Here is a 24687-nt window from a genome sequence, read left to right as displayed (position 1 = left end):
GAACCATATGGTGAAATCGTGGCAATGATAAATCTGTTACCGAAGTTTGCGCAATTGTTAATAAATAATTTCGCACTAATTGATTACGCTGCTAAGCAAGCGGCGTTATCCGCGCTCGGGCGCCGCCGGCCTGGCCGGAGTCAAACCGGGAGCGGCCGGGAGGCTAAGAATGCCGGAAGGGGTAACAGGTTTGCCCGGAAGAGGCGCCGGGAGGCGGCGCTCCGTCCGGAAAAGAGACTCAGGCGGGCATCGATTTTCGAATCGCGCTGAGCAGGGTCTGCGCGCCGGAGGTGAGGGTGGCATCAACCCGGGTCAGAATACCGATCGGTTCCCCGGCGCCCTGGGTCGGTACCGGCAGCGAGCTGAGCAGGCCGCGCCGCAGATCGTCCTTCACCGCCCCGGAGGGGACGAACCAGATATAGTCGTAATCGACGGTCAGCTGGCGCGATAGCGAGGCCGAGAGCGTTTCTATGCAGCCCGCGGGAATTTTACATCCCTGGCTTTGCAGCAGGGTTTCGGCATTCTGGCGGGGGATGGTCCCCTTCGGTGAAACGACGACCGGCCAGTCCATCACCCGACTGAGCGTCACCGTCTCCTGCAGCAGCGGGTGGCCGGGGCGAACCACCAGCTTCAGGGATTCCAGAAACAGCAGCTCATAGTTGAGCCCGCTCATCAGCTCCGGGTCGGACATGCGCCCGATGCCGATATCAATCTCTCCCGATTTAAGCCCCGCCAGCAGCATGGTGTTATTCATAGTGGCGACCTGCAGGGTGATATCTTTCTGCTGCTGGTGAAACTGGCCGATGACCGTCGGCAGAATGCCGAGCGCGGCGGTCGGCAGCGCGCCGATACGCACCACGTCGGGATTCATTCCCTCTTTGCGGTTGAGCGCCTGGCCCGCGGTATTAAGCGCGTCGAGGACCTTTACCGCGTGGGTGAGAAACTGCTCCCCGACCAGCGTCAGCTGCGCGCCCAGCCGCCCGCGCTCAAAAAGCCGCGTTCCGGTCAGCTGCTCCAGCTCGTTCAGCGTTTTTGATAAAGCGGGTTGGCTAAGATTAAGTGTTTCAGCCGCACGCCCCAGCGTTCCCTGTTGAGCGACGGCCACGAAGGTGTGTAGATGGCGCAAGCGAATGCGCTGACTAAAGAGAGCGTTTTTTTCCATAATTGATACTAAAAACAGAGCGGTATGAGTGACAAGCGATATTGTTTAAATTTGATAACCCAATGGCAAAATATTATTAACATTTACTCTTGTTATATTACAAATGATTTTACCTGACGCCAAAAGTCGATGCCCCGGGCTAAACCGGGGCATGCGGGGGCGTAATGGTCTCAAAGATCGAAAAAGACGGTTTCGTTCTCGCCCTGCAGATGAATATCGAACCGATAGACAATTTCGCCGCCGCGTACTTCGCGCCGGGCAATCAGCGTCTGACGGCGAACCTCCCACTCGATCAGATTGAGCACCGGATCGGCCCGGTTGGCCTCCTCTTCGTCGGCAAAGTACATCCGCGTGTTCAGGCCGATGTTGATCCCCCTCGCCACCACCCACAGGCTGACGTGCGGCGCCATCATCCGGCCGTCGCGGCCGACAACCGCGCCCGGCTTGATGGTTTCAAAGCGCCAGATCCCGGTGTCGAAGTCGGAGCAGCTGCGGCCCCAGCCGCGAAACGCCGGGTCGCGCCGTTTGCCGGCCTGCCGATCGTCCGGGTGCGCGTAGCGCCCGGCGGCGTTGGCCTGCCAGATCTCCAGCAGCACGTCGCGCACCGGCGTGCCGGAGCCGTCAATAACCCGCCCCTCAATGGTAATACGCTCGCCTTCGGTATCCGCAGCGGTGAGCTGCGGGCCAAAGTTATTCTCGAAAATGTGGAAGCCCGCGGCATCCGGCGCCAGCCCGATGTGGACGTAGGGGCCGGCAGTTTGCGAAGCGGTTTCGGGTAAATAGTCTTTCATCGGGCGGCCCCCTGAGTGCGGTTTTCAAACAGCGTCGCGCGGTGGCCGCGCAGTACCAGGTCAAAGCGGTACGCCAGGCAGTCCAGCGGCACGGCGGCATGGGTATCCAGCTCGGCAATCAAGGTGCGAACGGCATCGTCGTTATTGATGGTTTTGACGATCGGGCACTGCTTAATCAGCGGGTCGCCTTCAAAATACATCTGGGTGATCAGGCGCTGCGCCCACGCGTCTCCGGAGAGGGAAAAGTGAATATGCGCCGGGCGCCAGTCGCTGACCTGATTGCGCCACGGATAGGGCCCCGGCTTGATGGTGCGAAAACAGTAGTAGCCGTTTTCGTCGGTCAGTACCCGACCGCAGCCGCCAAAGTTGGGGTCAATGGGCGCCAGATACCGATCTTTTTTATGCCGGTAGCGGCCGCCGGCGTTGGCCTGCCAGACCTCCACCAGGGTGTTCTTCATCGGGCGGCCAAAGCCGTCGCGAACGTAGCCGTGGACGATAATACGCTCGCCGATCGGCAGGCCTTCTTTGGCATAGTTAAGGATAAGGTCGTTATCCAGCGGCCCGAGGTCATCGTGGCTGAACACCGGGCCGGTAATTTCAGAAAGCGAGTTCTGCAGGGAGATCAGCGCATTGCGCGGCGAGCGCAGAACGCTGGTTTTGTAGCCCGGGGCGTAAGCGGGAGGATGGCTGTTATAGTCGCGATGAACCACCTCGCGCGGGGACCATTTATCGTTCATAGGGTACGTACTCCGTTTTATTCGGTACAGGGCTTGTTGTTTTAATGTCGCCAGAAACAGTGTGTGTAAATGTTTTGTTAATTTAAAGTGAAATTAAAGGGTCTATTCCATAACTCAGGGTTATGTCCCGCGCGGAACAAAGGGCGGGGGCAGGTTATCCGCATCACAGTTTGTAAATTCTTCCTGCTGGCGCGGGAGGCCTTCTCTACACTCCAGGAAGTATTCACTGGAGGTAAGACATCATGGCGAACACCATCACGGCTGATGAGATTCGGGAACAATTTTCACAGGCTATGTCGGCGATGTATCAGCAGGAAGTTCCGCAGTACGGGACGCTCCTCGAGCTGGTCGCGGACGTCAATCTGGCGGTGCTGGAGAACAACCCCAGGCTGCACGAGCAGCTGGCGAATGCCGATGAGCTGGCCCGGCTGAACGTTGAGCGCCACGGCGCAATCCGCGTCGGCACTGCGGAAGAGCTGGCGACGCTGCGCCGTATGTTTGCCATCATGGGGATGTTCCCCGTGAGCTATTACGATCTCTCCCAGGCCGGGGTGCCGGTCCATTCCACCGCCTTTCGCCCCGTTGACGACGCCGCCCTGGCGCGCAATCCGTTCCGTATCTTCACCTCGCTGCTGCGCCTGGAGCTGATCGCCAGCGACGAACTGCGTCAGCGGGCGGCGGAGATTCTGGCTAAGCGCGATATTTTTACCCCGCGCTGTCGGGCGCTGATTGCGCAGTACGAAGAGAGCGGCGCTTTCACGCCCGCTGAAGCGCGGGAGTTTGTGCGCGAGGCGCTGGAGACGTTCCGCTGGCATAGCCACGCCACGGTAGATGATGAAACCTATCACGCCCTGCAGAATGAACATCGGCTGATTGCCGACGTGGTCTGTTTCCCGGGCTGCCACATTAATCATCTGACGCCGCGCACGCTGGATATCGACCGGGTTCAGGCCCTGATGCCGGAGTGCGGCATCGTGCCGAAGGCGCTGATTGAAGGCCCGCCGCGCCGGGAGGTGCCGATCCTGCTGCGCCAGACCAGCTTTAAGGCGCTGGAGGAGCCGGTGATCTTCGCCGGGGAGCATAAAGGCACCCACAGCGCGCGTTTTGGCGAAATCGAGCAGCGCGGGATCGCGCTGACGCCGAAGGGGCGGGCGCTGTACGATCGCCTGCTCAACGAGGCCGGGGTGGGTAAAGACAACCTCCATCATCAGCGCCACCTGCAGGATGTGTTCAGCCAGTTTCCGGACAGCGAGTTTCTGCTGCGCCAGCAGGGGCTGGCGTGGTTCCGCTATCGGCTGACGCCGGCGGGAGAAGCCCATCGTCAGGCTTTCGGCCCCGGCGACGATCCGCAGCCGCTGATTGAGCGCGGCTGGCTGATTGCCCAACCGATTATTTATGAAGACTTTTTGCCGGTGAGCGCGGCGGGGATTTTCCAGTCTAATTTGGGTAACGAAACGCAGGCCCGCAGCCACGGCAACGCCAGCCGCGACGCCTTCGAAACGGCCCTCGGCTGCCCGGTGCTCGACGAGTTTATGCTCTATCAGCAGGCGGAGGAACGCAGTAAACGGCGTTGCGGTCTGCTCTGAAACCGGTACTCTGCTGGCATAAACCGTAAAAGGAAGCAGGTCATGCAGAATCCGTCTACGCCGCTGGTGAAAACCCGCCAGGGCACGTTATCCGGGATCGCCGAGCAGGGGATCCACATCTGGCGCGGCATCCCCTTCGCCGCGCCGCCGGTTGGCGAACTGCGCTGGCGCGCCCCGCGCCCGCCGGCGCGCTGGCAGGGCGTCCGCCGGGCCGACGCCTTCTCTGCCGCCAGCTGGCAGGACATTGAGTACTGCCGCGAGCTGGGGGGCGGCGATCCCGGGCGCTTCTCGGAAGACTGCCTCTATCTCAACGTCTGGGCGCCTGCCGCCCGCACCCAGCCGCTGCCGGTGATGGTCTGGCTGCACGGCGGGGGCTTTACCATCGGTGCCGGCAGCCTGCCGCCGTACGACGGGCAGGCGCTGGCGGGCCGGGACGTCGTGGTGGTGACGGTGAACTACCGGCTGGGGCATCTCGGCTTCTTCGCGCATCCGGCGCTGGAGGGCGAGGAGGGCGAGGAGGGCGAGCGGCTCTATAACTTTGCGCTGCTCGATCAGATTGCCGCCCTGCAGTGGGTGCAGGAGAACATCCACGCCTTCGGTGGGGATGCGGCAAACGTCACCCTGTTTGGTGAGTCAGCCGGCGCGCGCAGCGTGCTGTCGCTGATGGTCTCGCCGAAGGCCAAAGGGCTATTCCATAAAGCGATCGTCCAAAGCGGTTATACGCTGCCGGACCTTCCGCGCGCCAGGGCGCTGGAGAAGGGGCGGCGGCTGGCGGAGCATTTTTCGCTGCCGGACGCCAGCGCCGAGCAGCTGCGGGCGATCCCCGCCGACGCCTTCTGGCCGCTTACCGCGCCGCTAAGTATCGGCCCGGCGCCCATCGTCGGCGATGCGGTGCTGCCGCAGCCGATGCTGGAGACCTTCTTCGCCGGTCGTCAGCATCCCATGCCGGTGATGATCGGCTCGAACAGCGACGAGGCCAGCGTAATGGCGGTCTTCGGCGTTGATATCGCCGGGCAGATCCAGAAGCTGCGCCGCGAGCGGCGCTTTGGCCTCGGGCTGATTAAGCTGCTCTATCCCGGCGTGAAGGGCGACGCGGCGCTCGGCCGCAAAGTGTGCCGGGACATGGCGTTCACCACCCTTGGCTACGTGGTGATGCAGGCCCAGCAGCGGGTCGGACAGCCCTGCTGGCGCTACTGGTTCGACTATGTTCCGCAGGCCGTGGATGAGACCTATCCGCACGGCGCGTGGCACGGGGACGAGGTTCCCTACGTCTTTGATACCCTCGCGCTCGCCGAGCCGGTGCGCGGCTACGCCGATGAGGGCGATAGAGCCTTTGCCGGGCAGATAGCCGACTACTGGGCCAGCTTCGCCCGCCTCGCCGGCAGCGGCTGCAGCGAGCTGCCGGGCCCGGTGCGCTGGCTGGCCTGCCGGCGCGGTCGCGATCGGCTGCTGCGTATCGGGCTGCATAAACGGGTGGGGTTTAAGCTGGAGAACCGCTTTATGCGCGCGCGGCTGGCGCTGTTCCGCCGGGTGATGCGCCATCACGTGACCCTGGATTAACCAGCTCCTCGCGAAACCGCGCCAGGCCATCGGCTTTGCTCTGCGATGCCCGCACCAGCAGGCGGTAGCTGGCGCCGGTTTTCACGCTCAGGGCGAACGGGCGCAGCAGGCGGCCAACCCGCAGGTCTTCCGCCACCAGCGTCGCATCGGCGATGGCGATCCCCAGCCCCTGCATGGCGGCGGTGATCGCCAGATCCATGGTATCGAAGTGCTGGTTTTTGCGCATCGCCAGCGGCGCATCGGGGGAGAAGTGCGTCAGCCACAGCGACCAGTCGGTTTTATCCCGCGTCGGATGTAAAAACGTCGCGCCGTCGAGGCGGGCGTCGCAGGGCGTACTGCCGCTGATGACCGGCGTCAGCGCCTCTTCGAACAGCAGATCGCCGGCGCTGTGATGGGTGCCGAAAACGATCGCCGCGTCGTAGGGCTCCGTTTTGAAGTTAACGCTGTGTTCGGTGGTGGTGGTCAGGGCAATCTGCAGCTCCGGGTGGCGCTGCTCTATCGCCACCAGCCTGGGCACCAGCCAGCGGATGGCGCAGGTCGGCGCCTTCAGGCGCACCACCGTTTGCTGCTGACGCGCCTGCTCGGCGACGGTCACCAGGCGACCAAACGCCGACTGGAGCTCCGGGTAGAGGGCGCTGCCCTGGGGCGACAGGCGCAGCCCGCGCGCGTGGCGTTCAAAAAGCGGAAAACCGAACCAGCCTTCCAGCGCCGCAATCTGGCGGCTCACCGCGCCCTGGGTCAGGCACAGCTCCCGCGCGGCGTGGGTCAGGTTGAGGTGTCTGGCGGTCACCAGAAAGGTCTCGACGGTATTAAAAGGCAGGGCGCTCCGCGACATGTCGTCTCCAGCTATGCATTTTGATCATAGGCAGTATGCCACGCTTCGTTCCGGGAATGGGACAATGCGTTGCACTTTCACCGTCTAATCAGCGGCCCGCGCTTAAACTATTATCAGCCTTATTGCGAAAACAGCTGCCGGAGCGCCCGTTCCGGTGGGATCACCCGATGTTGATATGAGGAAAAGGTCATGGCTAAACCCTACGTTCGTCTGGATAAGAGTGATGCAGCCGTGCTGCTGGTCGATCATCAGGCCGGGCTGCTGTCGCTGGTGCGCGATATCGACCCCGATAAGTTCAAGAACAACGTCCTTGCCCTTGGCGATATGGCTAAGTATTTCGGCCTGCCAACCATCCTGACCACCAGCTTTGAAAATGGCCCCAACGGCCCGCTGGTGCCCGAGCTGAAGGCGCAGTTCCCGGATGCGCCCTATATCGCCCGACCGGGGAATATTAACGCCTGGGATAACGAAGATTTCGTTAAGGCAGTGAAGGCGACCGGCAAGAAGCAGCTGATTATCGCCGGGGTGGTCACCGAGGTGTGCGTGGCGTTTCCGGCGCTGTCGGCTATCGAAGAGGGGTTCGACGTCTTCGTGATAACCGACGCCTCGGGGACCTTTAATCCGATTACCCGCGATGCGGCATGGGATCGGATGTCGCAGGCCGGCGTGCAGCTGATGTCGTGGTTTGGCGCCGCCTGTGAGCTGCATCGCGACTGGAGAAATGATGTTGAAGGGCTGGGGACGCTGTTTTCTAACCACATCCCGGACTATCGCAATCTGATGACCAGCTTTAACACCTTAACCAGCAAGTAGTTCCTGCCGCGGCCGGCCTGCGGCTGGCCGTTCTCCACCCTCAGCCATGATCGGCGCTCATGGCTACTATGACAACAATTCGTTTGTCGCCGTCAGCACCTTTAGATTGAATGGTTATGCAAATATAATGAGAAAGGATTAACCATGCGCCTCAGTTCTCCGCTGACCACCCGCTCCAAACTACCCGATGTCGGCACGACCATTTTTAGCGTCATCGGCCAGCTCTCCGCGCAGCATAATGCGATCAACCTTTCTCAGGGCGCGCCCAACTTTGCCTGCGATAGCCGGCTGGTTGAGGGGGTGACGCGGGCGATGGCCGAAGGGCATAACCAGTATGCGCCGATGACCGGGCTGCGCGTGCTGAAAGAGCGTATCGCCGAGAAAATCGCCGCGCTCTACGGCACCCGCTACGACGTTGACGACGAGGTGCTGATTACCGCCAGCGCCAGCCAGGGGCTCTACTCCGCCATCGGCGGGCTGGTGCATCCCGGCGATGAAGTTATCTATTTCGAACCGGCGTTCGACAGCTACGGGCCGATCGTACGCCTGCAGGGCGCCACGCCGGTGGCGATCAAGCTGACGGTGCCCGATTTTGCCATCAACTGGGACGAAGTTGCCGCCGCCATCACGCCGCGGACGCGGATGATCGTGATCAACACGCCGCACAATCCCAGCGGCCAGGTGCTCTCCGCCGAAGATTTAGCCCGCCTGGCGGCGCTGACCCGCAATACCGATATCGTTATTTTGTCGGATGAGGTTTACGAGCACGTGGTCTTCGACGGGGCGCAGCACCACGGGATGGCCACCCATCCGCAGCTGGCGGAGCGCAGCGTAATCGTCTCTTCCTTCGGTAAAACCTACCACGTGACCGGCTGGCGGGTAGGCTACTGCGTTGCGCCGGCGGCGCTGATGGAGGAAATCTGCAAGGTGCATCAGTTTCTGATGTTTTCGGCCGATACGCCGATGCAGTACGCGTTTGCCGAGCAGATGACCGACCCGCAATCCTGGCTGGGACTGGCGCCGTTTTATCAGCAAAAGCGCGATCTGCTGCGTCAGCAGCTGGCGGATTCGCCGTTCCGCCTGTTGCCGAGCGCCGGCTCCTTCTTCATGCTGGCGGACTACAGCCATTTCAGCGACGAAAGCGACAGCGAAATGGTGAAGAGGCTGATCGTCGACTACGGCGTCGCCACTATTCCACTGTCGGCGTTTTACGCGGATGGTACTGATAACAAACTGATACGCCTCTCTTTTGCGAAAGATGAAGCCACGTTACGAGCCGGCGCACAGGCGCTGTGTCACGTTAAGCCGCGTTGAGGAGCCACACGATGAAAATAAAAGCCCTTACCCTCGCTTTGGGGATGATTTGCACCTTCTCCTCCTTTGCCGCCAGCGAATTACGCTACGGCGTGGAAGCGGAATACCCGCCGTTCGAAAGCCGTAATTCGGCCGGAGAGCTCGAAGGCTTCGATATCGATCTGGGGATGGCGATTTGCCAGGCCGCTCAGCTCAAGTGCAGCTGGGTGGAGACCTCGTTTGATGCGCTGATCCCGGGGCTGGTGGCGAAGAAATTCGACGCCATTAACTCGGCGATGAACATTACCGAACAGCGGCGCAAGAGCATCGACTTTACCCAGCCGATTTATCGCATCCCGTCGCAGCTGGTAGGGAAAGCCGACAGCGGTATGCAGGCCACTCCTGAAGGGCTGAAGGGGAAAACCATCGGCGTGCTGCAGGGCTCGATTCAGGAAACCTACGCCAAAGAGCACTGGGAGAAGCACGGCGTCAGCGTGGTCTCCTATAAAGATCAGAATATGGCGTGGGCCGATCTGCTCAACGGGCGGATCGACGCTTCGCTGGTGATGTCTGCCGCCGGGCAGGCCGGTTTCCTCAGCAAGCCGCAGGGGAAAGGCTTTGGCTTTATCGGCAAGCCGGTGGCTGACGATACCATCCTCGGCAGCGGGATTGGCTACGGCCTGCGCAAGGGCGATGAGGCGACGAAAAAGCAGCTTGATGCGGCGATTGATAAAGTGCGGGCCGACGGCACCATCACCCGGCTGGCGGCGAAATACTTCCCGGGCATCGACGTTAGCGTCAAATAATGCGTCATTCTCCGCCGGTTTCTCCGGCGGGGAATTCGGTCTGGTCCGGTGGACATATTTTTTTCACGCTTTTTCTGTCGCCAACAATTGGATTATTAATCGTTTTTGTCTAGAGTGAGCGAAATTCACGACGCATCTGTTTGTCGCGTTGCCTCCCAATTGGCACAACAGAAGGACGCTTTCTCAGGCATGAACCGCAGACGTTTTCTTAAATCTTCCATGGCAGTTGCCGCCGTATGCGGAACGTCAGGAGTCGCCTCTCTTTTCTCAAAAGCCGCGCTTGCTGAAGAATCAGGCATTGCCGATGGGCTGACGCGCCGCTTTGACTTCTCCGTGTTACAAGGGATGGCCCACGATCTCTCCCGTCAGCCCTGGGGCGGCGCTCCGCGCGACCTGCCGCCGACGCTGGCGAATCTGACCCCGCAGGCCTATAACAGCATTCAGTACGATGCCGGGCACTCGCTGTGGAACAATATCGAAGATCGCCAGCTGGACATCCAGTTCTTCCACGTCGGCATGGGCTTTCGTCGCCGGGTGCGCATGTTCTCGCTGGATACGCAGAGTCAGCAGGCGCGTGAAATTCACTTCCGTCCGGAGCTGTTTAACTACAACGATGCCGGCGTAGACACCAAACAGCTGGTCGGGCAGACCGACCTTGGCTTTGCCGGGTTCCGCGCCTTCAAAGCGCCGGAGCTGGCGCGTCGCGATATCGTGGCGTTCCTCGGCGCGAGCTACTTCCGCGCGGTGGACAGCACTTACCAGTACGGGCTCTCCGCCCGCGGCCTGGCGGTGGATACCTTTACCGATACGCCGGAAGAGTTCCCGGACTTTACCTCGTTCTGGTTTGAAACCGTCAAGCCGGGCGCCACCGTCTTTACCGTCTACGCGCTGCTCGACAGCCCGAGCGTGACCGGCGCCTACAAGTTTGTCATCAACTGCCAGGAGACGCAGGTGATCATGGATGTGGAGAACCACATCTACGCCCGCAAGGATATCAAGCAGCTCGGCATCGCGCCGATGACCAGCATGTTCAGCTGCGGCAACAACGAGCGACGGACCTGCGATACCATCCACCCGCAAATTCACGACTCCGATCGTCTCGCCATGTGGCGCGGCAACGGCGAGTGGGTGTGTCGTCCGCTGAATAACCCGCAGAAGCTGCAGTTCAACGCCTTCCAGGATAAAAATCCGCGCGGTTTTGGCCTGCTGCAGCTCGACCGCGATTTCTCGCACTATCAGGATATTATGGGCTGGTACAACAAGCGCCCAAGCCTGTGGGTCGAGCCGCGTAACCAGTGGGGCAAGGGCGCGGTTAGCCTGATGGAGATCCCGACCACCGGCGAGACGCTGGATAATATCGTCTGCTTCTGGCAGCCGGAAAAAGCGATCAAGGCGGGGGATGAGCTCGACTTCAGCTACCGCCTCTACTGGAGCGCGCAGCCGCCGGTCCGTTCACCGCTGGCCCGCGTGCTGGCAACCCGCACCGGCATGGGCGGCTTCCCGGAAGGCTGGGCGCCCGGCGAGCACTATCCGGACAAGTGGGCCCGTCGCTTTGCGATTGATTTTGTCGGCGGCGACCTGAAGGCCGCGGCGCCAAGGGGCATCGAGCCGGTGATCACCCTCTCCAACGGCGAGGCGAAGCAGGTTGAGATCCTCTACGTTGAACCCTTTGACGGCTACCGGATCCTTTTTGACTGGTACCCGACTAACGACTCCACCGACCCGGTAGAGATGCGCATGTTCCTGCGCTGCCAGGGCGATGCGATCAGCGAAACCTGGCTGTATCAGTATTTCCCACCGGCCGCGGACGAGCGTCGCTACGTCGATGACCGGGTGATGAAGTAACCGCCCGGCAGGCCGACCTGGACGAATGCGCCCGGGTCGGCCTGCGCGCAGTGAGAGAGTGCTATGACCACAGAAAATACCCCCGCAGCGGAAGAGATCGTCGTTAACGACCGGCTGGTGCTGCGCGCCGTTGATGAACGCTACGTCACCGTCCTGCACCGGCTGGTGGAAAAAAATAAAGGCTGGCTGCAGAACTCCCTGAGCTGGCCGGCGGCGGTGAGCGGCGAAGATGAAACCCGACGCCACGTGCAGGGCAACGTCATGCTGCATCAGCGCGGCTACGCCAAAATGTTTCTGCTGTTCCTGCAGGATGAGATGGTCGGCGTCCTGTCGTTTAACCAGATTGAACCGATCAACAAGACGGCCTATATCGGCTACTGGATTGACGAAAGCCACCAGGGCCAGGGGCTGCTCTCGCAGGCGCTGCAGGCCTTTATCGACCACTACGCGCGCAGCGGTATCGTTCGCCGCTTCGTGATTAAGTGCCGGGTGGCCAACCACAAAAGTAACCAGGTGGCGCTGCGCAATGGCTTTACCCTCGAGGGCTGCCTGCAGCAGGCGGAGTATCTCAACGGCGCCTATGACGACCAGAATATCTACGGGCGGATTATCGACTATCGCGCCGGCGAGGAGTGATTCACGGTGACAGAAAGCCGGCCAGCGGCGTGCGGGTAATATGCTCGTCGCCGTTGATAAGCTTGCGGCCGCGCAGGTGAATTGCCTCCCCGTTAAGGGCTTCAATCAGCGCGTTATCGGTAATTTCCACCTGATGTTCGATCACCAGGTCGCCGCTGATGCGGGCGTGGCCCTGAATCAGCACCTCGTCATCCAGCAGGATAGGGCCGCCGCAGAGCCGGGCGTGACCGCCGACCATCACCCGATGTTTAAGCAGGCAGTTGCCCTCAACCACGGCATTTTCCGCCACCTGAGAGCTGTAGCGTAGGGTCGGAATGGCATCCTCTTCGCGCCCGGCGATCAGCCGCGCGTGGTCATACACCCGCGCATTATCGCAAACCCAGACGTCGTTAATCTCGTTGCCCTCCAGCCGGGCGTAGTCAAAAATCTCCGCCCGATGCTCAACGAAGGCCCGTTCGACAAAGGCGTCGCCGTAGATTTGCGCCTGATGGACGATCCGCGAGGCGCTGACGGTGGCCCGTTGGTAAATTTGCAGGATTTTCTCGCCGTCGTCGGTAAGACCCTGGGCGGCGATAATCAGGCAGCGGGGGAGGATCCGCGCCTCGTCGGCCAGCCGGCAGCGGCCGCGCACCTGTGAATCGGTAACGGTGACGTTGTCACTAATATGGGCGTGGTGGCTGACGTCGACGCGCTCCAGCCGGGCGTTACCGCCGATAATCGCGTAATGGCTGACTGTGCAGGCGCCGCTGAGCCGGGCGTTGCCTTCAACCCGCGCCCCGGCGAAAACGGCGCTGTTGGCATCGTCAATCCAGCACTCTCCCTCCTGGCTCAGGGCGGCCTCGTTGTCCAGCCAGCCGCCTTCGCTGCCCGCTTTCACGTCGGCGAAATCACGTAAGGCCACAATTTGCCGCAGATTTACGCTATGTTTAACCCCGTCCTCCTGATAGTGAAACTGGCGAACCTGCGCGCCCAGGCAATATTTGTTCATCTGCGGCTCCCTTTACTTTTGCTTAACATAAACATAGCAAAAATCTCCGTAGCGCGTTTTTGAAGGTTCTTTTAAAATGCACCTTAAAGATAAATTGAAAAATTAAATAAAATGAATAAACAACGGTCGGGGCAGCGGGTGCTGAATCTACCCGCGGGCTATTTTGGGATGGTGCTGGGTATTATCGGAATGGGCTTTGCCTGGCGCTATGCCAGCACCATTTGGCCGGTAAGCCGCAGCGTTGGCGATGGCCTGGTGGTGCTGGCGGCCACGATATGGGCGCTGCTGGCCGTCGCGTTTATCACCCGCGCGATCCGCTTTCCGTGGAGCGTTCGCCAGGAGATGCGCCACCCGGTCGTCAGCAGCTTCGTCAGCCTGTTTCCGGCAACCACCATGCTGGTCTCCATCGGCTTCGTGCCGTGGTGCCGCCCGCTCTCGCTGGGCCTGTTTATCATCGGCGTGGCGCTACAGCTCGCCTATTCGGCCTGGCAAAGCGCCGGGCTGTGGCGCGGCAATCACCCCAGCGATGCGACGACGCCGGGTCTCTATCTGCCGACGGTCGCCAATAACTTCATCAGCGCCATGGCCTGCGGCGCGCTGGGCTTTAGCGATGCCGGACTGGTGTTCCTTGGCGCCGGGATTTTCTCCTGGCTGAGCCTGGAGCCTGTTATTCTGCAGCGGCTGCGCAGCGACGGCGAGCTGCCTGCCGCGCTGCGTACCTCGCTGGGCATTCAGCTGGCGCCCGCGCTGGTGGCCTGCAGCGCCTGGCTGAGCGTCAACGGCGGGGAGGCGGACACCTTCGCTAAGCTGCTGTTCGGCTACGGCCTGCTGCAGCTGCTGTTTATGCTGCGGCTGATGCCGTGGTATCTGCAGCAGCCGTTCAACGCCTCTTTCTGGAGCTTCTCGTTCGGCATCTCGGCGCTGGCGACGACCGGGCTGCATCTTGGGCATAGCCAGCCAAACGGGTTTTTCCATTTTTTGGCTATCCCGCTGTTCGTCTTTACCAATCTGATTATCGGGCTGCTGCTGATTCGCACTTTCCTGCTGCTGGTGCGCGGCAAGCTGCTGATCCGCGTCGAGCGCGCCACTCTGTTAAAAAATAAGGATTAAGCATGACTATCCGTGACGAAAACTACTTTACTGAAAAATATGGCATGACCCGTACCCACTCTGAGGTGGTCCACGCCGCGTCGCTGATGCAGCCGGGCAAAACCCTCGATCTCGGCTGCGGAAACGGGCGCAACAGCCTCTATCTGGCGGCCAACGGTTTTGAGGTCACCGCCTGGGATAAAAATCCGGCGAGTATCGATAATCTGGAGTCGATTCGCGCGCAGGAGGGGATTGATAACCTGCAGTCGGCAATCAAGGACCTCAATACGCTGAGCTTTGACGGAGAGTACGATTTTATTCTCTCCACCGTGGTGATGATGTTTCTCGAAGCGAAAACCATCCCCGGCCTTATCGCCAACATGCAGCGCTGTACCAGGCCGGGCGGCTATAACCTGATCGTGGCGGCGATGGATACCGAAGATTATCCGTGCACCGTTGGCTTCCCGTTTGCCTTTAAGCCGGAAGAGCTGCGTAGCTACTACGCCGGCTGGACGTTCCTCAGGTACAACGAAGAGGTCGGTGAGCTGCACCGCACCGACGCCAACGGTAATCGTATCAAGCTGCGCTTCGCCACCATGCTGGCGCGGAAACCGGCCTAGCGCGCCGCCAGCAGGCAGAGCTGGAACGCGGTGTGGTAAGAGGCCTCAAAGGCGCGTAGCGGCAGAAACTCAAACCGTGAGTGGAAGTTGTGCGCGCCGGTAAAGAAGTTCGGCGTCAGCAGGCCTTTTGCCGACAGCGCCGCGCCGTCGGTGCCGCCGCGCATTGGCGTCGGTTTTGGCTCGATCCCCAGGCTCTCCATCGCGGTAAACAGCAGGTCGATGGCCCGGCGGTCCTCGCCCAGCGCGTTGCTGATATTGCTGTAGGTATCGCTCACCTGATAGTCAACTTTTGCCGTTGGGTAGCGCGCGGCGATTTTCGCCGCCACCTCGCCAATCTGCTGCTTGCGGCGGTTAAAGCCGTCGAGGTCGAAATCGCGAATGCTGGCCTGCAGCAGGGTGCTGCTCTGGTCCCCCTGAATGCCGTTAAACCACACGTAGCCTTCGCGTCCGGCGGTGTGTTCGGGCGTCTGTTGGCGATCGAAGTGGCTGATGTACTCGGTGGCCATCAGCAGGGGGTTGACCAGCACGCCCTTCGCCGACATCGGATGTGCGGTGACGCCGGTAAAGCGGATTTCCGCCGCCGCGGCGTTGAAGTTCTCATAGACAATCTCCCCCAGCTCGCAGCAGTCGATGGTCCACGCGAAATCGACGGCGAAACGGCTCAGGTCGAGCGCCTTGGCGCCGCGCAGGCCGACTTCCTCATCCGGGACAAACGCCACCACGATATCGCCGTGGCGATGCTCCGGGGTCAGGCTTTCCAGCACCGTCATCACCACCGTCACCGCCGACTTGTTATCGGCCCCCAGCACGCTGGTGCCGTCGCTGAAAATAATCTCCTCTCCGGGATAGGCGAGGATCTCCGGGTGTTCGGCAACCCGCAGCCAGATCTCTTTTTGCGCATTCAGGCACAGGTCTTCACCGTTAAAGCGCAGGATCTGCGGGTGGATGTCCGGCGATAGCCCGACGTCGACGGTATCGATATGGGTGATAAAGCCGATCCGCGGCGCTCCGGGCACGTTGCCTCTCTTCACCGCGGTGACGGTCGCGTGCTCGTCAATTTCGATATCGTCCAGCCCCAGCTGACGCAGCTCCTGCGCCAGCTCGCGGGCCATCTCGTGCTGACCTGGGGTGGTGGGCAGCGTGGTGGCGCGAGGGTCGCTTTGGCTGCTAATCGCGAGATAGCGGAAGAAGCGCTGGGTGAGCCGTTCGGCGAGTGGAGATGACATAGACGTTCCTTATTTATTATTTTTTCAGGTGTTTGCAATCAGGCTTTAGTGTTATGTATGGATAGGAAAACAACAAGCTATTCATTAGCTGACAAATTAAAAAGGAAACCCGATGCAACGCAAACTCACAACGCTTGCCCTGGCATTCGCCGCTCTGACGGTCAGTTCCACCGTCGCGGGCAAAACCCTGGTTTACTGCTCCGAAGGATCGCCGGAGAACTTCAATCCTCAACTCTACACCTCCGGCACCAGCGTCGATGCCAGCGCGGTCCCGGTCTATAACCGGCTGGTGGACTTTAAGGTTGGCACCACCGAGCTGCAGCCGAGCCTCGCCGAAAGCTGGGAGGTCAGCGAAGACGGCAAAACCTACACCTTCCATTTGCGCAAGGGCGTGAAGTTTCAAAGCAACAAGTACTTTACCCCCACGCGGGATTTTAATGCCGATGACGTTATCTTCTCCTTTATGCGGCAAAAGGACGCGAAGCATCCATACCATAACGTCTCCAACGGCAACTATTCTAATTTCGAAAGCCTCGAATTTGGTCAGCTGATCACCGCAATTGATAAGCCTGATGAATATACGGTGCGCTTTACCTTGGCCCATCCGGAAGCGCCGTTTGTGGCCGATCTCGGCTGGTATTTCGCCTCTATTCTGTCGGCGGAGTATGCGGATGCGATGCTCAAAGCGGGAACCCCTGAGCGCGTCGACAATGACCCAATCGGCACCGGGCCGTTTAAGCTCGCCCAGTACCAAAAAGATTCGCGCATTCTTTATACCGCCTTCCCGGAATATTGGCAGGGCAAGGCGAAGCTCGACCGCCTGATATTTAGCATTACCCCGGATGCCTCGGTGCGTTATGCCAAACTGGAAAAGAACGAGTGCCAGGTTATGCCGTTCCCTAACCCGGCGGATTTACCGAGAATGAAGGAAAATAATAATATTAATTTACTGAGTAAGGCGGGTCTGAATACCGGATTCCTGGCGTTCAATACCCAAAAGCCGCCGCTGGATAATGTCAAAGTGCGCCAGGCGCTGGCGCTGGCGATTAATAAACCGGCGATTATCGAAGCCGTATTCCACGGCACCGGGACGGCGGCGAAAAATCTGCTGCCGCCGGGCGTATGGAGCGCGGACGCCGAGCTGAAAGATTATGACTATGACCCGCAGAAGGCGAAGGCGCTGCTGCAGGAAGCGGGGATGGCCAACGGCCTGACCATCGACCTGTGGGCGATGCCGGTCCAGCGCCCGTATAACCCCAACGCTAAGCGCATGGCGGAGATGATTCAGGCGGACTGGGCGAAAATTGGCGTACAGACCAAAATCACGACCTATGAGTGGGGTGAATACCTCAAGCGCGTCAAAGACGGCGAGCATCAGGCGGCCCTGATGGGCTGGACTACCGCGACCGGCGATCCGGATAACTTCTTCGGCCCGCTGTTTACCTGCCAGTCGGCCAACGGCGGCTCCAACTCGGCGAAGTGGTGCTATCCGCCGTTCGATAAGCTGATTAGCGAGGCGAAAGCGATAAGCGATCGTCCGCAGCGCGAGGCGCTTTACAAACAGGCCCAGCAGATGATGCACGATCAAATGCCGGCGGTCATGATTGCCCACTCGACTATTTTTGAACCGGTGCGTAAAGATGTTTCCGGCTACGAGATTGACCCTTTTGGCAAGCATATTTTTTATCAGGTTGATATAAAATAAAGCGCATATCTCAATCCGCCCATCGTGGCGGATTTATTTTTCTCAGCCTCTGGCATTTCACCCTTTTTGTCACAACACTTACCCTGCTATTTTGCTATAAACCTTGCCGACAACTGCATTTACAGGGATTCCTCATGCGTACTCATTTTATATTTAAAGCTGCCGCTCTTGCCGGTCTGTTAGCCTTAACCGGCTGTGCGGCTAAAATTGCCCAACCGGATCGGTATTCAGGTTTTTTAAAAGATTATTCCAGTTTAAAAGAGACCACCTCGGCGTCCGGTAAACCGGAACTGCGCTGGATCTCCCCGGATTACAATCCGAAGAACTACGATAACGTGGTCTACAACCCAATTACCTATTACCCGATCCCGAAACCCTCTACCCAGGTCGGGGCCAGGGCGCTGAGCGATATTCTTAACTACACCAATACGCAGATGAAGCAGGCGATTGCCGAGCGTAAACCGCTGGCGACCACCGCGGGCCCGCGCAGCCTGATCTTCCGCGGCGCGATCACCGGCGTGGACTCCAGCAAAGAGGGGCTGCAGTTCTATGAAGTGGTGCCGGTGGCGATGGTGGTTGCGGGGACCGAAATGGCAACCGGACACCGTACGATGGATACCAGCCTTTACTTCGAAGGCGAGCTGATTGATGCCGCCACCAACAAGCCGGTGATCAAAGTGGTGCGTAAAGGTGAGGGGAAAGACCTGGCCAACGAAAATACGCCGATGACCATGGATACCCTGAAGCAGGTTATCGACGACATGGCTATCGACGCGGTGAAATTCGACTCGACGCAGAGGTAAGCCCGCCGTGCCGTCCGCCGACGGCGCGAACGATCGTCTTCCCGGCGCTATTGAGCCGCCGGGAGGCGCGGATAGCGACCGCCGTTTACGCCAGCCTGCGGCGCAGGAAAAACTGCTCCGGCCGGGCGAACATCACCAGATTACCCACCAGAATCAACGCCAGTCCGGCGACGGCATTGCCGTGCCAGACGTAGCCTTCATAAAAGGTCGAGATGGTCAGCGCAACCAGCGGGAACAGCAGGGTGCTGTAGGCCGCCTTGCTGGCGCCGATTCGCCCGACCAGCGTGAAGTAGGCGCCGAAGGCGATAACGGAACCGAAGAGGGCCAGATAGAGCAGCGCGCCCATGTAGCTCAGCGTCCACTGTGGAGAAAAATCGTCGCCGCGTATCAGGGCGATGGCACCCATCACCAGGGTTCCGTAGAGCATCGCCCAGCTGTTGGTGGTCAGCGTTTCCAGACCCCGGCGCTGGTGGCGGATGCTGAGCATATTCCCCAGCGAAAAGCCGTAGGTCCCCAGCGCGCTAAGGCCAATTCCCCACAGCAGGGAGGCGTTCAGGCCGTTTTGCAGCAGATCGTCCCAGAACAGCGTCACGATCCCGGCCAGGCCCAGCGCGGCGGCGAGCCAGAAACGACCCGGCGGCTGCTGGCGGAAGAAAATAAAGCCGTTAACGGCGTTAAACAGCACCGCCATAGAAAAAATCACCGATTCCAGCCCGGTGTTGATATGCGCTGCTGCGGTGTAAAAGCACCAGAAATTAAAGCAGAACACGCAGCAGCCCTGCAGGATGCAGAACAGATGATCGCGCCACGCCAGCGGGCGCAGGCGGCGGGTAACCAGCAGAATCGCCAGCATGGTGAGGCTGGCAACGGCGAAGCGCCAAAAAATCGATACCGGCGCGGCAACCGGCCCCTGCTGCAGAAAAATGGCAATCCACGTGGTGCCCCAGATAACGACGACCAGCCCATAGAGTAATGCGTTCAAAATATCTCTCCCGTAAGAACACTCCCGGGCAGTGTGACGGCTTATCGCGCGCGCCGCTGTCACCATCTTGTTACGGACTTGCAAATTCTTGCGCTTATTTTGCTTTAAGAGGGCGGGAGGTCTGGTATCCACCGTCGACTCTTCATAGACTACGGGTTTGCGGAATCTGATTTGTGAAGGCTATGGCTTACGGGACTTTCGAAACATTACGTCGACAAAAAGCCGTGCTGCGGGAAACGGTGGAGCTGAACTCCGGCATTCAGCTGGCGGCGTGGTACAACAACCTCGATACGGTGACGGTACGTAGCGACCACCACACGCTGAGCCTGTACGTTGCCGACGGTTACGAAAGCTATCAGAAAACGCCGCAGGGCTGGAAAAACGGCGGCGGGCCGGATCGCTTCTGCCTGATGCCAAAAGGGGCGGAGAGTACCTGGGATATCCGCGGCGACCTCTCTTTTGTCCACCTTTACTGCACCGATGCGCATTTGCGACGCGTCGGGGAGCAGATCTGGGACCGCAGCCCGGCCTCGTTTAGCCTGCAGGAACAAACCTTTTCCCAGGATGATAAAATCACCGCGGTCTATCGTCAGTTTCTCCTCGACTACGACTGGCAGCAGCAGGCCAACCAGCTGACCCTGAGCTCCGCCAGCACGCTGTTGCTGACCCACCTGATCCAGCACTATTCGAACGTCCAGTGGCGCTTACCGACGGTCACCGGCGGCCTGGCGCCGCACGTTCTGCGCACGCTTTTGGCGTGGATCGAAGAGAATCTTGACCAGCCGCTGACGCTGGCCGATCTGGCGCAGGAGACGGCGCTCAGCGAATATCACTTTGCGCGCATGTTCCGCCAGTCGATGAAAATGGCGCCGCATCAGTACGTGATGCAGCGCCGTATGGTTCGCGCGCAGGAACTTATCTGCCACAGCGCCCGTTCGCTGACCGACATTGCGCTGGCCTGCGGCTTTAGCTCCGCCAGCCATTTCAGCAACCGCGTTAAAAGCGCCACCGGGCTGACGCCGTCGCAGCTACGCGCGGCGCAGCGCCGATAGCAGTGCGAAGCTCACTCCGCCCAGCAGCAGCCCCCAGAAGGCGGAACCAATGCCCGCCAGCGTCACCCCGCTGGCGGTGACCAGAAAGGTCACCACCGCCGCATCGCGCTCGCTCTCATGATTCAGCGCCTGAAACAGGCTCCCGCCGAGGGTACCCAGCAGCGCCAGCCCGGCGAGCATCTGGATCCACGCAGCTGGCAGGGCCGACATCAGCGCGGTGATCGACCCGCCAAAAATGCCCGCCAGCAGATAAAAACCGCCGGCCGCCGCCGCCGCAAGCCAGCGGCGCTGAGGGTCGGGATGGGCGTCCGGACTTTGACAGATCGCGGCGGTGATCGCGGCAATACAGATGGAGTAGACGCCAAACGGCGACAGCAGCAGCGCCAGGCCGCCGGTCGCCACGATAAGCGGCGACACCGGCACCGGATAGCCGGAGGCCTGCAGCGTGGCGAAGCCGGGGGCGTTTTGCGACGCCATGGTGACGAGGAAAAACGGCAGCCCGACGCTGAGCAGCAGGGACGGGGTAAACTGCGGGGCGATAAACGTCGGCGCTGCGAACGAGAGGCTGAGATGTTCAGCGCTCACCTCGCCGCTGGCCCAGGCGATAGCGCCCCCCACCAGCAGGGCGGCCACGACCGCGAAGCGCGGGAGCAGGGCCTTGCAGATTAGCCAGGCGCCGAGCATGCCGCCGCAGAGGAGCAGATTACCCTGCAGGCTGGAGAAGGCCTGCAGGCCAAAACGCAGCAAAATTCCGGCCAGCATCGCCGCCGCCAGCGAGTGGGGCACGATTTTCATCAGGCGGGCAAACAGACCGGTCACCCCGCAGAGCACGATCAGGGCGTTGGCGAAAACAAACACCCCGACCGCCTGCTCCAGCGTCACGCCCTGCAGCCCGCTGACCAGCAGCGCCGCGCCGGGGGTGGACCACGCGGTGAGGATCGGCACCTTACGCCACAGGGTCAGCGCGAGGGTGCTGACCCCCATAGCCAAACCCAGCGCCGTCATCCAGCCGGCGATTTGTCCGGCATCGGCCCCCGCGGCGGCGGCAGCCTGCCAGATAATGGCCGCAGAGCTGGCATAGCCGACCAGCACCGCGATAAAGCCGGCGAGCAGCGTCGGCAGCGGGAGGGAGAAAGGGCGCATGATCACCTCTTGTGCGTTATAACATCCGGTAAAATGTATCACCGTGCGCTATAGCGCACAAGGGGGGCGATCGGCACTGCCTGCCGCTGCAGAAAGGCGATCGCTATCGACTCCCGGCGGCGATAGCAGATTGCTCTATGTTGCCAGCAGCTAATTTCATCCGCTTCTCAAGATTGTGCGATATGTTTCCGGTAATTAAACGCCCTGTAGAATCATATTAATACGCGTATAATTTCCGCTGAGAAAATCAGGAGGTGGAATGAATATTGCGCAACATCTTGCGGCAACCCTGAAAACGCTGCGTCAACAGCGCGGCTGGAGCCTGTCGCGCCTGGCGGAGGAGACCGGGGTGTCGAAGGCGATGCTCGGGCAGATTGAGCGCAACGAATCCAGCCCGACCGTGGCGACGCTGTGGAAAATTGCCACCGGGCTGAACGTAGCCTTCTCGACGTTTATCGTCGCCGATGATTCCGACGCGCCGGCCGCCTTCGACCCGCAGCAGCAGGCGATGGTGGTGACGCCCGTTTTTCCGTGGGATCCGCAGCTGCGCTTTGACCATTTTTCTATCACCCTCGCTCCCGGCGCGCTCAGCGAGTCAACGCCGCATGAAAAAGGGGTGATCGAGCACGTGGTGGTAATAAGCGGAGCGCTGGAGCTGTGCCTTGAGGGGCAGTGGCACACCCTGCAGGCGGGGGAAGGGCGGCGCTTTGCCGGCGACCTGGCGCACGCCTATCGCAACGGCGGCGCGCAGACGGCCCATTTTCATTCGCTCATTCACTACCCCAAAGAAAAAGCCGCCGGGGGTTAGCCGGCGGCCAATCAAGATGACTGATGATAAAACAATCCACAACGTGACGAGGAAAATCCGGAATACGAGGTGACTTTACCCTGCGCCGTTTTCGCTGGGAAATAGCTTTTCCTTCAATGCTTTGCCAGAATCTGAAAATTCGCCCCGCGGCGACGGTGGAAATTGTTTTGGTCTCTGCCTACTTCTGACTACAATAGCCGCCATTTCGCCCCCTATAACGGATAACGACGATCGTATGCGCCTGCAAAACCATCATCTTGAACTTCTTAGCCCCGCCCGCGATGCCGGGATCGCCCGTGAAGCGATTTTACACGGCGCGGACGCGGTTTATATCGGCGGACCGGGCTTTGGCGCGCGCCACAACGCCAGCAACAGCCTCAGCGATATCGCCGAACTGGTGCCTTTCGCCCATCGCTACGGCGCGAAGATTTTTGTGACGCTGAATACCATCCTGCATGATGATGAGCTTGAGCCCGCGCAGCGCCTGATTACCGACCTGTATGAAACCGGCGTTGATGCGCTGATCGTGCAGGATATGGGGGTGATGCAGCTGGATATCCCGCCGATTGAGCTGCATGCCAGCACCCAGTGCGATATCCGTAGCGTTGAAAAAGCGAAGTTTCTTTCCGACGTCGGCTTCAGCCAGATAGTGCTGGCGCGCGAGCTGAATCTGCAGCAGATCAAGGCCATCTACGAACACACCGACGCGACGATTGAGTTCTTTATTCACGGCGCGCTGTGCGTGGCCTACTCCGGGCAGTGCAATATCTCCCACGCGCAGACCGGGCGCAGCGCCAACCGCGGCGACTGCTCTCAGGCGTGCCGCCTGCCGTATACCCTGAAAGATGACCAGGGTCGGGTGGTGGCCTACGAGAAACACCTCCTGTCGATGAAAGACAACGATCAGACCGCCAACCTGGCCCAGCTGATCGACGCCGGCGTGCGCTCCTTCAAGATTGAGGGCCGCTACAAAGACATGAGCTACGTGAAGAACATTACCGCCCACTATCGTCAGATGCTGGACGCGATCATTGAAGACCGGGGCGATCTCGCGCGCTCCTCTGCCGGACGCACCGAGCACTTCTTCGTGCCGTCCACGGATAAAACCTTCCATCGCGGCAGCACCGACTATTTCGTCAACGCGCGTAAAGGGGATATCGGCGCGTTCGATTCGCCGAAGTTTATCGGCCTGCCGGTGGGCGAAGTGCTGAAGGTGGGTAAAGACCATCTTGACGTCGAGGTGAGCGAAGCGCTGACCAACGGCGACGGCCTGAACGTGATGATCAAGCGCGAAATCGTCGGTTTTCGCGCCAATACGGTAGAGAAAACCGGTGAAAACCGCTACCGCGTATGGCCAAACGAAATGCCGGCGGATCTCTACAAGGCGCGCCCGCATCAGGCGCTGAACCGCAATCTTGACCACAACTGGCAGCAGGCGCTGCAAAAGACCTCCAGCGAGCGGCGGATTGCGGTAGATATCACCCTCAGCGGCTGGCAGGAACAGCTGGTGCTGACGATGACCTGCGAGGACGGCGTCAGCGTGACCCACACCCTCGACGGCGAGTTTGCCGAAGCGACCCAGGCCGATAAGGCGCTGGCCAACCTGCGCGACGGGGTGGCGAAATTAGGCCAGACCATCTATTTCCCCCGCAACGTTGAGATAGCGCTGCCCGGCGCGCTGTTTGTGCCTAACGGCCTGCTCAACCAGCTGCGTCGCGAAACGGTAGAGCTTCTCGATCGGGCGCGCCTGGACGCCGCGCCTCGCGGCCAGCGCAAGGCGGTGTCCGTGCCGCCGCCGGTCTATCCGGAAACCCATCTCTCGTTCCTGGCGAACGTCTATAACCACAAGGCGCGCGAGTTTTATCAGCGCTACGGCGTGAAGCTGATTGATGCCGCCTATGAAGCGCACGAAGAGAAAGGCGACGTGCCGGTGATGATCACCAAGCACTGCCTGCGCTTTGCCTTTAACCTGTGCCCGAAACAGGCTAAAGGTTCGATTAAGAGCTGGAAAGCCACGCCGATGCAGCTGATTCACGGCGATGAGGTGCTGACGCTGAAGTTTGACTGCCGTCCCTGCGAAATGCACGTGGTGGGCAAAATGAAGAACCATATTCTGAAAATGCCGCTTCCGGGAAGCATCGTGGCCTCCGTCAGCCCGGACGAGCTGCTGAAAACCTTGCCCAAACGCAAAGGCGCCTGATCGACGC

General features: G+C 60.3%; 22 protein-coding genes. 14 read left to right on the top strand and 8 right to left on the bottom strand.

What is annotated here, in order from left to right; genetic code table 11:
* Positions 1 to 238: 238 nt before the first annotated feature.
* From MMW58_RS15830 to pcaH, 3 genes are all read right to left on the bottom strand, one after another.
* A complete protein-coding gene (locus MMW58_RS15830) occupies positions 239 to 1162 on the bottom strand; it encodes a LysR substrate-binding domain-containing protein (RefSeq protein WP_041145324.1) in 924 nt (307 codons plus the stop codon).
* 170 nt (positions 1163 to 1332) lie between these two features.
* Positions 1333 to 1953, bottom strand: a complete 621-nt coding sequence (gene pcaG, locus MMW58_RS15825) for a protocatechuate 3,4-dioxygenase subunit alpha (protein WP_133599937.1) — start codon at positions 1951 to 1953, stop codon at positions 1333 to 1335.
* Positions 1950 to 2690: a protocatechuate 3,4-dioxygenase subunit beta gene (gene pcaH / locus MMW58_RS15820; protein ID WP_241721583.1), complete on the bottom strand. Its 741-nt coding sequence runs from the start codon at positions 2688 to 2690 to the stop codon at positions 1950 to 1952. The genes pcaG and pcaH overlap by 4 nt, the downstream gene beginning before the upstream one ends.
* 242 nt (positions 2691 to 2932) lie before the next feature.
* Between pcaH and hglS the strand changes: the two genes are divergently transcribed.
* Both hglS and MMW58_RS15810 read left to right on the top strand, forming a co-directional pair.
* Positions 2933 to 4276 (top strand): 2-oxoadipate dioxygenase/decarboxylase HglS, encoded by a 1344-nt coding sequence (hglS, locus tag MMW58_RS15815; RefSeq protein WP_241721582.1) that lies wholly within the window; start codon positions 2933 to 2935, stop codon positions 4274 to 4276.
* A gap of 42 nt (positions 4277 to 4318) precedes the next feature.
* Positions 4319 to 5836: a carboxylesterase/lipase family protein gene (locus tag MMW58_RS15810; protein WP_241721581.1), complete on the top strand. Its 1518-nt coding sequence runs from the start codon at positions 4319 to 4321 to the stop codon at positions 5834 to 5836.
* Here the strand turns inward: MMW58_RS15810 and MMW58_RS15805 are convergent.
* Positions 5775 to 6671 (bottom strand): LysR family transcriptional regulator, encoded by an 897-nt coding sequence (locus tag MMW58_RS15805; RefSeq protein WP_159237317.1) that lies wholly within the window; start codon positions 6669 to 6671, stop codon positions 5775 to 5777. The two genes, MMW58_RS15810 and MMW58_RS15805, sit on opposite strands and share 62 nt — an antisense overlap.
* A gap of 189 nt (positions 6672 to 6860) precedes the next feature.
* Here MMW58_RS15805 and ycaC point away from each other — a divergent pair, with 189 nt between their 5' ends.
* From ycaC to rimL, 5 genes are all read left to right on the top strand, one after another.
* Complete coding sequence (ycaC, locus tag MMW58_RS15800) at positions 6861 to 7484, top strand: isochorismate family cysteine hydrolase YcaC (protein ID WP_041145330.1); 624 nt, start codon at positions 6861 to 6863, stop codon at positions 7482 to 7484.
* A 144-nt stretch (positions 7485 to 7628) separates the two neighbouring features.
* Positions 7629 to 8798: a pyridoxal phosphate-dependent aminotransferase gene (locus MMW58_RS15795; RefSeq protein ID WP_133599932.1), complete on the top strand. Its 1170-nt coding sequence runs from the start codon at positions 7629 to 7631 to the stop codon at positions 8796 to 8798.
* Between the two features lie 11 nt (positions 8799 to 8809).
* Positions 8810 to 9583, top strand: a complete 774-nt coding sequence (locus MMW58_RS15790; RefSeq protein WP_045855191.1) for a transporter substrate-binding domain-containing protein — start codon at positions 8810 to 8812, stop codon at positions 9581 to 9583.
* Positions 9584 to 9772: 189 nt separating this feature from the next.
* Entirely contained in the window at positions 9773 to 11428 is a 1656-nt protein-coding gene (locus MMW58_RS15785; RefSeq protein ID WP_241721580.1) for a glucan biosynthesis protein D, read from the top strand.
* A 63-nt stretch (positions 11429 to 11491) separates the two neighbouring features.
* Positions 11492 to 12064 (top strand): 50S ribosomal protein L7/L12-serine acetyltransferase, encoded by a 573-nt coding sequence (gene rimL / locus MMW58_RS15780; protein ID WP_133599929.1) that lies wholly within the window; start codon positions 11492 to 11494, stop codon positions 12062 to 12064.
* Between the two features lies 1 nt (position 12065).
* On the opposite strand, the gene ydcK is transcribed toward rimL, so the two are convergent.
* Positions 12066 to 13052, bottom strand: coding sequence for a YdcK family protein (ydcK, locus tag MMW58_RS15775; protein ID WP_241721579.1), 987 nt, complete (start codon positions 13050 to 13052; stop codon positions 12066 to 12068).
* A gap of 111 nt (positions 13053 to 13163) precedes the next feature.
* Here ydcK and tehA point away from each other — a divergent pair, with 111 nt between their 5' ends.
* Positions 13164 to 14162 (top strand): dicarboxylate transporter/tellurite-resistance protein TehA, encoded by a 999-nt coding sequence (tehA, locus tag MMW58_RS15770; protein ID WP_241721578.1) that lies wholly within the window; start codon positions 13164 to 13166, stop codon positions 14160 to 14162.
* A 2-nt stretch (positions 14163 to 14164) separates the two neighbouring features.
* A complete protein-coding gene (gene tehB, locus MMW58_RS15765) occupies positions 14165 to 14761 on the top strand; it encodes a tellurite resistance methyltransferase TehB (RefSeq protein ID WP_241721577.1) in 597 nt (198 codons plus the stop codon).
* Here the strand turns inward: tehB and pepT are convergent.
* Entirely contained in the window at positions 14758 to 15987 is a 1230-nt protein-coding gene (gene pepT / locus MMW58_RS15760) for a peptidase T (protein WP_241721576.1), read from the bottom strand. The genes tehB and pepT overlap by 4 nt on opposite strands.
* A gap of 112 nt (positions 15988 to 16099) precedes the next feature.
* Between pepT and MMW58_RS15755 the strand changes: the two genes are divergently transcribed.
* Both MMW58_RS15755 and MMW58_RS15750 read left to right on the top strand, forming a co-directional pair.
* Positions 16100 to 17692, top strand: coding sequence for an ABC transporter substrate-binding protein (locus MMW58_RS15755; protein WP_133599924.1), 1593 nt, complete (start codon positions 16100 to 16102; stop codon positions 17690 to 17692).
* 134 nt (positions 17693 to 17826) lie between these two features.
* On the top strand, positions 17827 to 18495 hold the full coding sequence (locus MMW58_RS15750) for a DUF3313 domain-containing protein (protein WP_241721575.1): 669 nt from the start codon (positions 17827 to 17829) through the stop codon (positions 18493 to 18495).
* Positions 18496 to 18580: 85 nt separating this feature from the next.
* Here the strand turns inward: MMW58_RS15750 and MMW58_RS15745 are convergent, their stop codons facing one another.
* Entirely contained in the window at positions 18581 to 19477 is an 897-nt protein-coding gene (locus tag MMW58_RS15745) for a DMT family transporter (protein WP_133599922.1), read from the bottom strand.
* A gap of 182 nt (positions 19478 to 19659) precedes the next feature.
* Between MMW58_RS15745 and MMW58_RS15740 the strand changes: the two genes are divergently transcribed.
* Positions 19660 to 20529, top strand: a complete 870-nt coding sequence (locus tag MMW58_RS15740; RefSeq protein ID WP_133600010.1) for a helix-turn-helix domain-containing protein — start codon at positions 19660 to 19662, stop codon at positions 20527 to 20529.
* Here the strand turns inward: MMW58_RS15740 and MMW58_RS15735 are convergent.
* Positions 20506 to 21672: a benzoate/H(+) symporter BenE family transporter gene (locus MMW58_RS15735; protein WP_241721574.1), complete on the bottom strand. Its 1167-nt coding sequence runs from the start codon at positions 21670 to 21672 to the stop codon at positions 20506 to 20508. The genes MMW58_RS15740 and MMW58_RS15735 overlap by 24 nt on opposite strands.
* Before the next feature lie 259 nt (positions 21673 to 21931).
* On the opposite strand from MMW58_RS15735, the gene MMW58_RS15730 reads away from it, so the two are divergent.
* Together MMW58_RS15730 and MMW58_RS15725 are read left to right on the top strand one after the other, a co-directional pair.
* On the top strand, positions 21932 to 22480 hold the full coding sequence (locus MMW58_RS15730; RefSeq protein WP_133599920.1) for a helix-turn-helix domain-containing protein: 549 nt from the start codon (positions 21932 to 21934) through the stop codon (positions 22478 to 22480).
* 235 nt (positions 22481 to 22715) lie between these two features.
* A complete protein-coding gene (locus tag MMW58_RS15725) occupies positions 22716 to 24680 on the top strand; it encodes a peptidase U32 family protein (protein WP_241721573.1) in 1965 nt (654 codons plus the stop codon).
* Positions 24681 to 24687: the final 7 nt, after the last annotated feature.

It is taken from the genome of Klebsiella sp. HC6 (assembly GCF_022605325.1).
GTDB lineage: Bacteria > Pseudomonadota > Gammaproteobacteria > Enterobacterales > Enterobacteriaceae > Klebsiella > Klebsiella terrigena.
This window is presented reverse-complemented; position numbering and strand designations above follow the sequence as displayed.

What these genes read in the sequence shown, in the direction of transcription:
- ycaC (WP_041145330.1), top strand. Translation starts at nt 6,861, where the DNA reads ATGGCTAAACCCTACGTTCGTCTGGATAAGAGTGATGCAGCCGTGCTG.
- pcaG (WP_133599937.1), bottom strand. Translation starts at nt 1,953, where the DNA reads ATGAAAGACTATTTACCCGAAACCGCTTCGCAAACTGCCGGCCCCTAC.
- MMW58_RS15830 (WP_041145324.1), bottom strand. Translation starts at nt 1,162, where the DNA reads ATGGAAAAAAACGCTCTCTTTAGTCAGCGCATTCGCTTGCGCCATCTA.
- MMW58_RS15750 (WP_241721575.1), top strand. Translation starts at nt 17,827, where the DNA reads ATGCGTACTCATTTTATATTTAAAGCTGCCGCTCTTGCCGGTCTGTTA.
- tehA (WP_241721578.1), top strand. Translation starts at nt 13,164, where the DNA reads ATGAATAAACAACGGTCGGGGCAGCGGGTGCTGAATCTACCCGCGGGC.
- pepT (WP_241721576.1), bottom strand. Translation starts at nt 15,987, where the DNA reads ATGTCATCTCCACTCGCCGAACGGCTCACCCAGCGCTTCTTCCGCTAT.
- MMW58_RS15740 (WP_133600010.1), top strand. Translation starts at nt 19,660, where the DNA reads ATGGCTTACGGGACTTTCGAAACATTACGTCGACAAAAAGCCGTGCTG.
- rimL (WP_133599929.1), top strand. Translation starts at nt 11,492, where the DNA reads ATGACCACAGAAAATACCCCCGCAGCGGAAGAGATCGTCGTTAACGAC.
- MMW58_RS15725 (WP_241721573.1), top strand. Translation starts at nt 22,716, where the DNA reads ATGCGCCTGCAAAACCATCATCTTGAACTTCTTAGCCCCGCCCGCGAT.
- MMW58_RS15755 (WP_133599924.1), top strand. Translation starts at nt 16,100, where the DNA reads ATGCAACGCAAACTCACAACGCTTGCCCTGGCATTCGCCGCTCTGACG.
- MMW58_RS15795 (WP_133599932.1), top strand. Translation starts at nt 7,629, where the DNA reads ATGCGCCTCAGTTCTCCGCTGACCACCCGCTCCAAACTACCCGATGTC.
- MMW58_RS15805 (WP_159237317.1), bottom strand. Translation starts at nt 6,671, where the DNA reads ATGTCGCGGAGCGCCCTGCCTTTTAATACCGTCGAGACCTTTCTGGTG.
- MMW58_RS15785 (WP_241721580.1), top strand. Translation starts at nt 9,773, where the DNA reads ATGAACCGCAGACGTTTTCTTAAATCTTCCATGGCAGTTGCCGCCGTA.
- MMW58_RS15810 (WP_241721581.1), top strand. Translation starts at nt 4,319, where the DNA reads ATGCAGAATCCGTCTACGCCGCTGGTGAAAACCCGCCAGGGCACGTTA.
- MMW58_RS15790 (WP_045855191.1), top strand. Translation starts at nt 8,810, where the DNA reads ATGAAAATAAAAGCCCTTACCCTCGCTTTGGGGATGATTTGCACCTTC.
- ydcK (WP_241721579.1), bottom strand. Translation starts at nt 13,052, where the DNA reads ATGAACAAATATTGCCTGGGCGCGCAGGTTCGCCAGTTTCACTATCAG.
- tehB (WP_241721577.1), top strand. Translation starts at nt 14,165, where the DNA reads ATGACTATCCGTGACGAAAACTACTTTACTGAAAAATATGGCATGACC.
- MMW58_RS15735 (WP_241721574.1), bottom strand. Translation starts at nt 21,672, where the DNA reads ATGCGCCCTTTCTCCCTCCCGCTGCCGACGCTGCTCGCCGGCTTTATC.
- MMW58_RS15730 (WP_133599920.1), top strand. Translation starts at nt 21,932, where the DNA reads ATGAATATTGCGCAACATCTTGCGGCAACCCTGAAAACGCTGCGTCAA.
- pcaH (WP_241721583.1), bottom strand. Translation starts at nt 2,690, where the DNA reads ATGAACGATAAATGGTCCCCGCGCGAGGTGGTTCATCGCGACTATAAC.
- hglS (WP_241721582.1), top strand. Translation starts at nt 2,933, where the DNA reads ATGGCGAACACCATCACGGCTGATGAGATTCGGGAACAATTTTCACAG.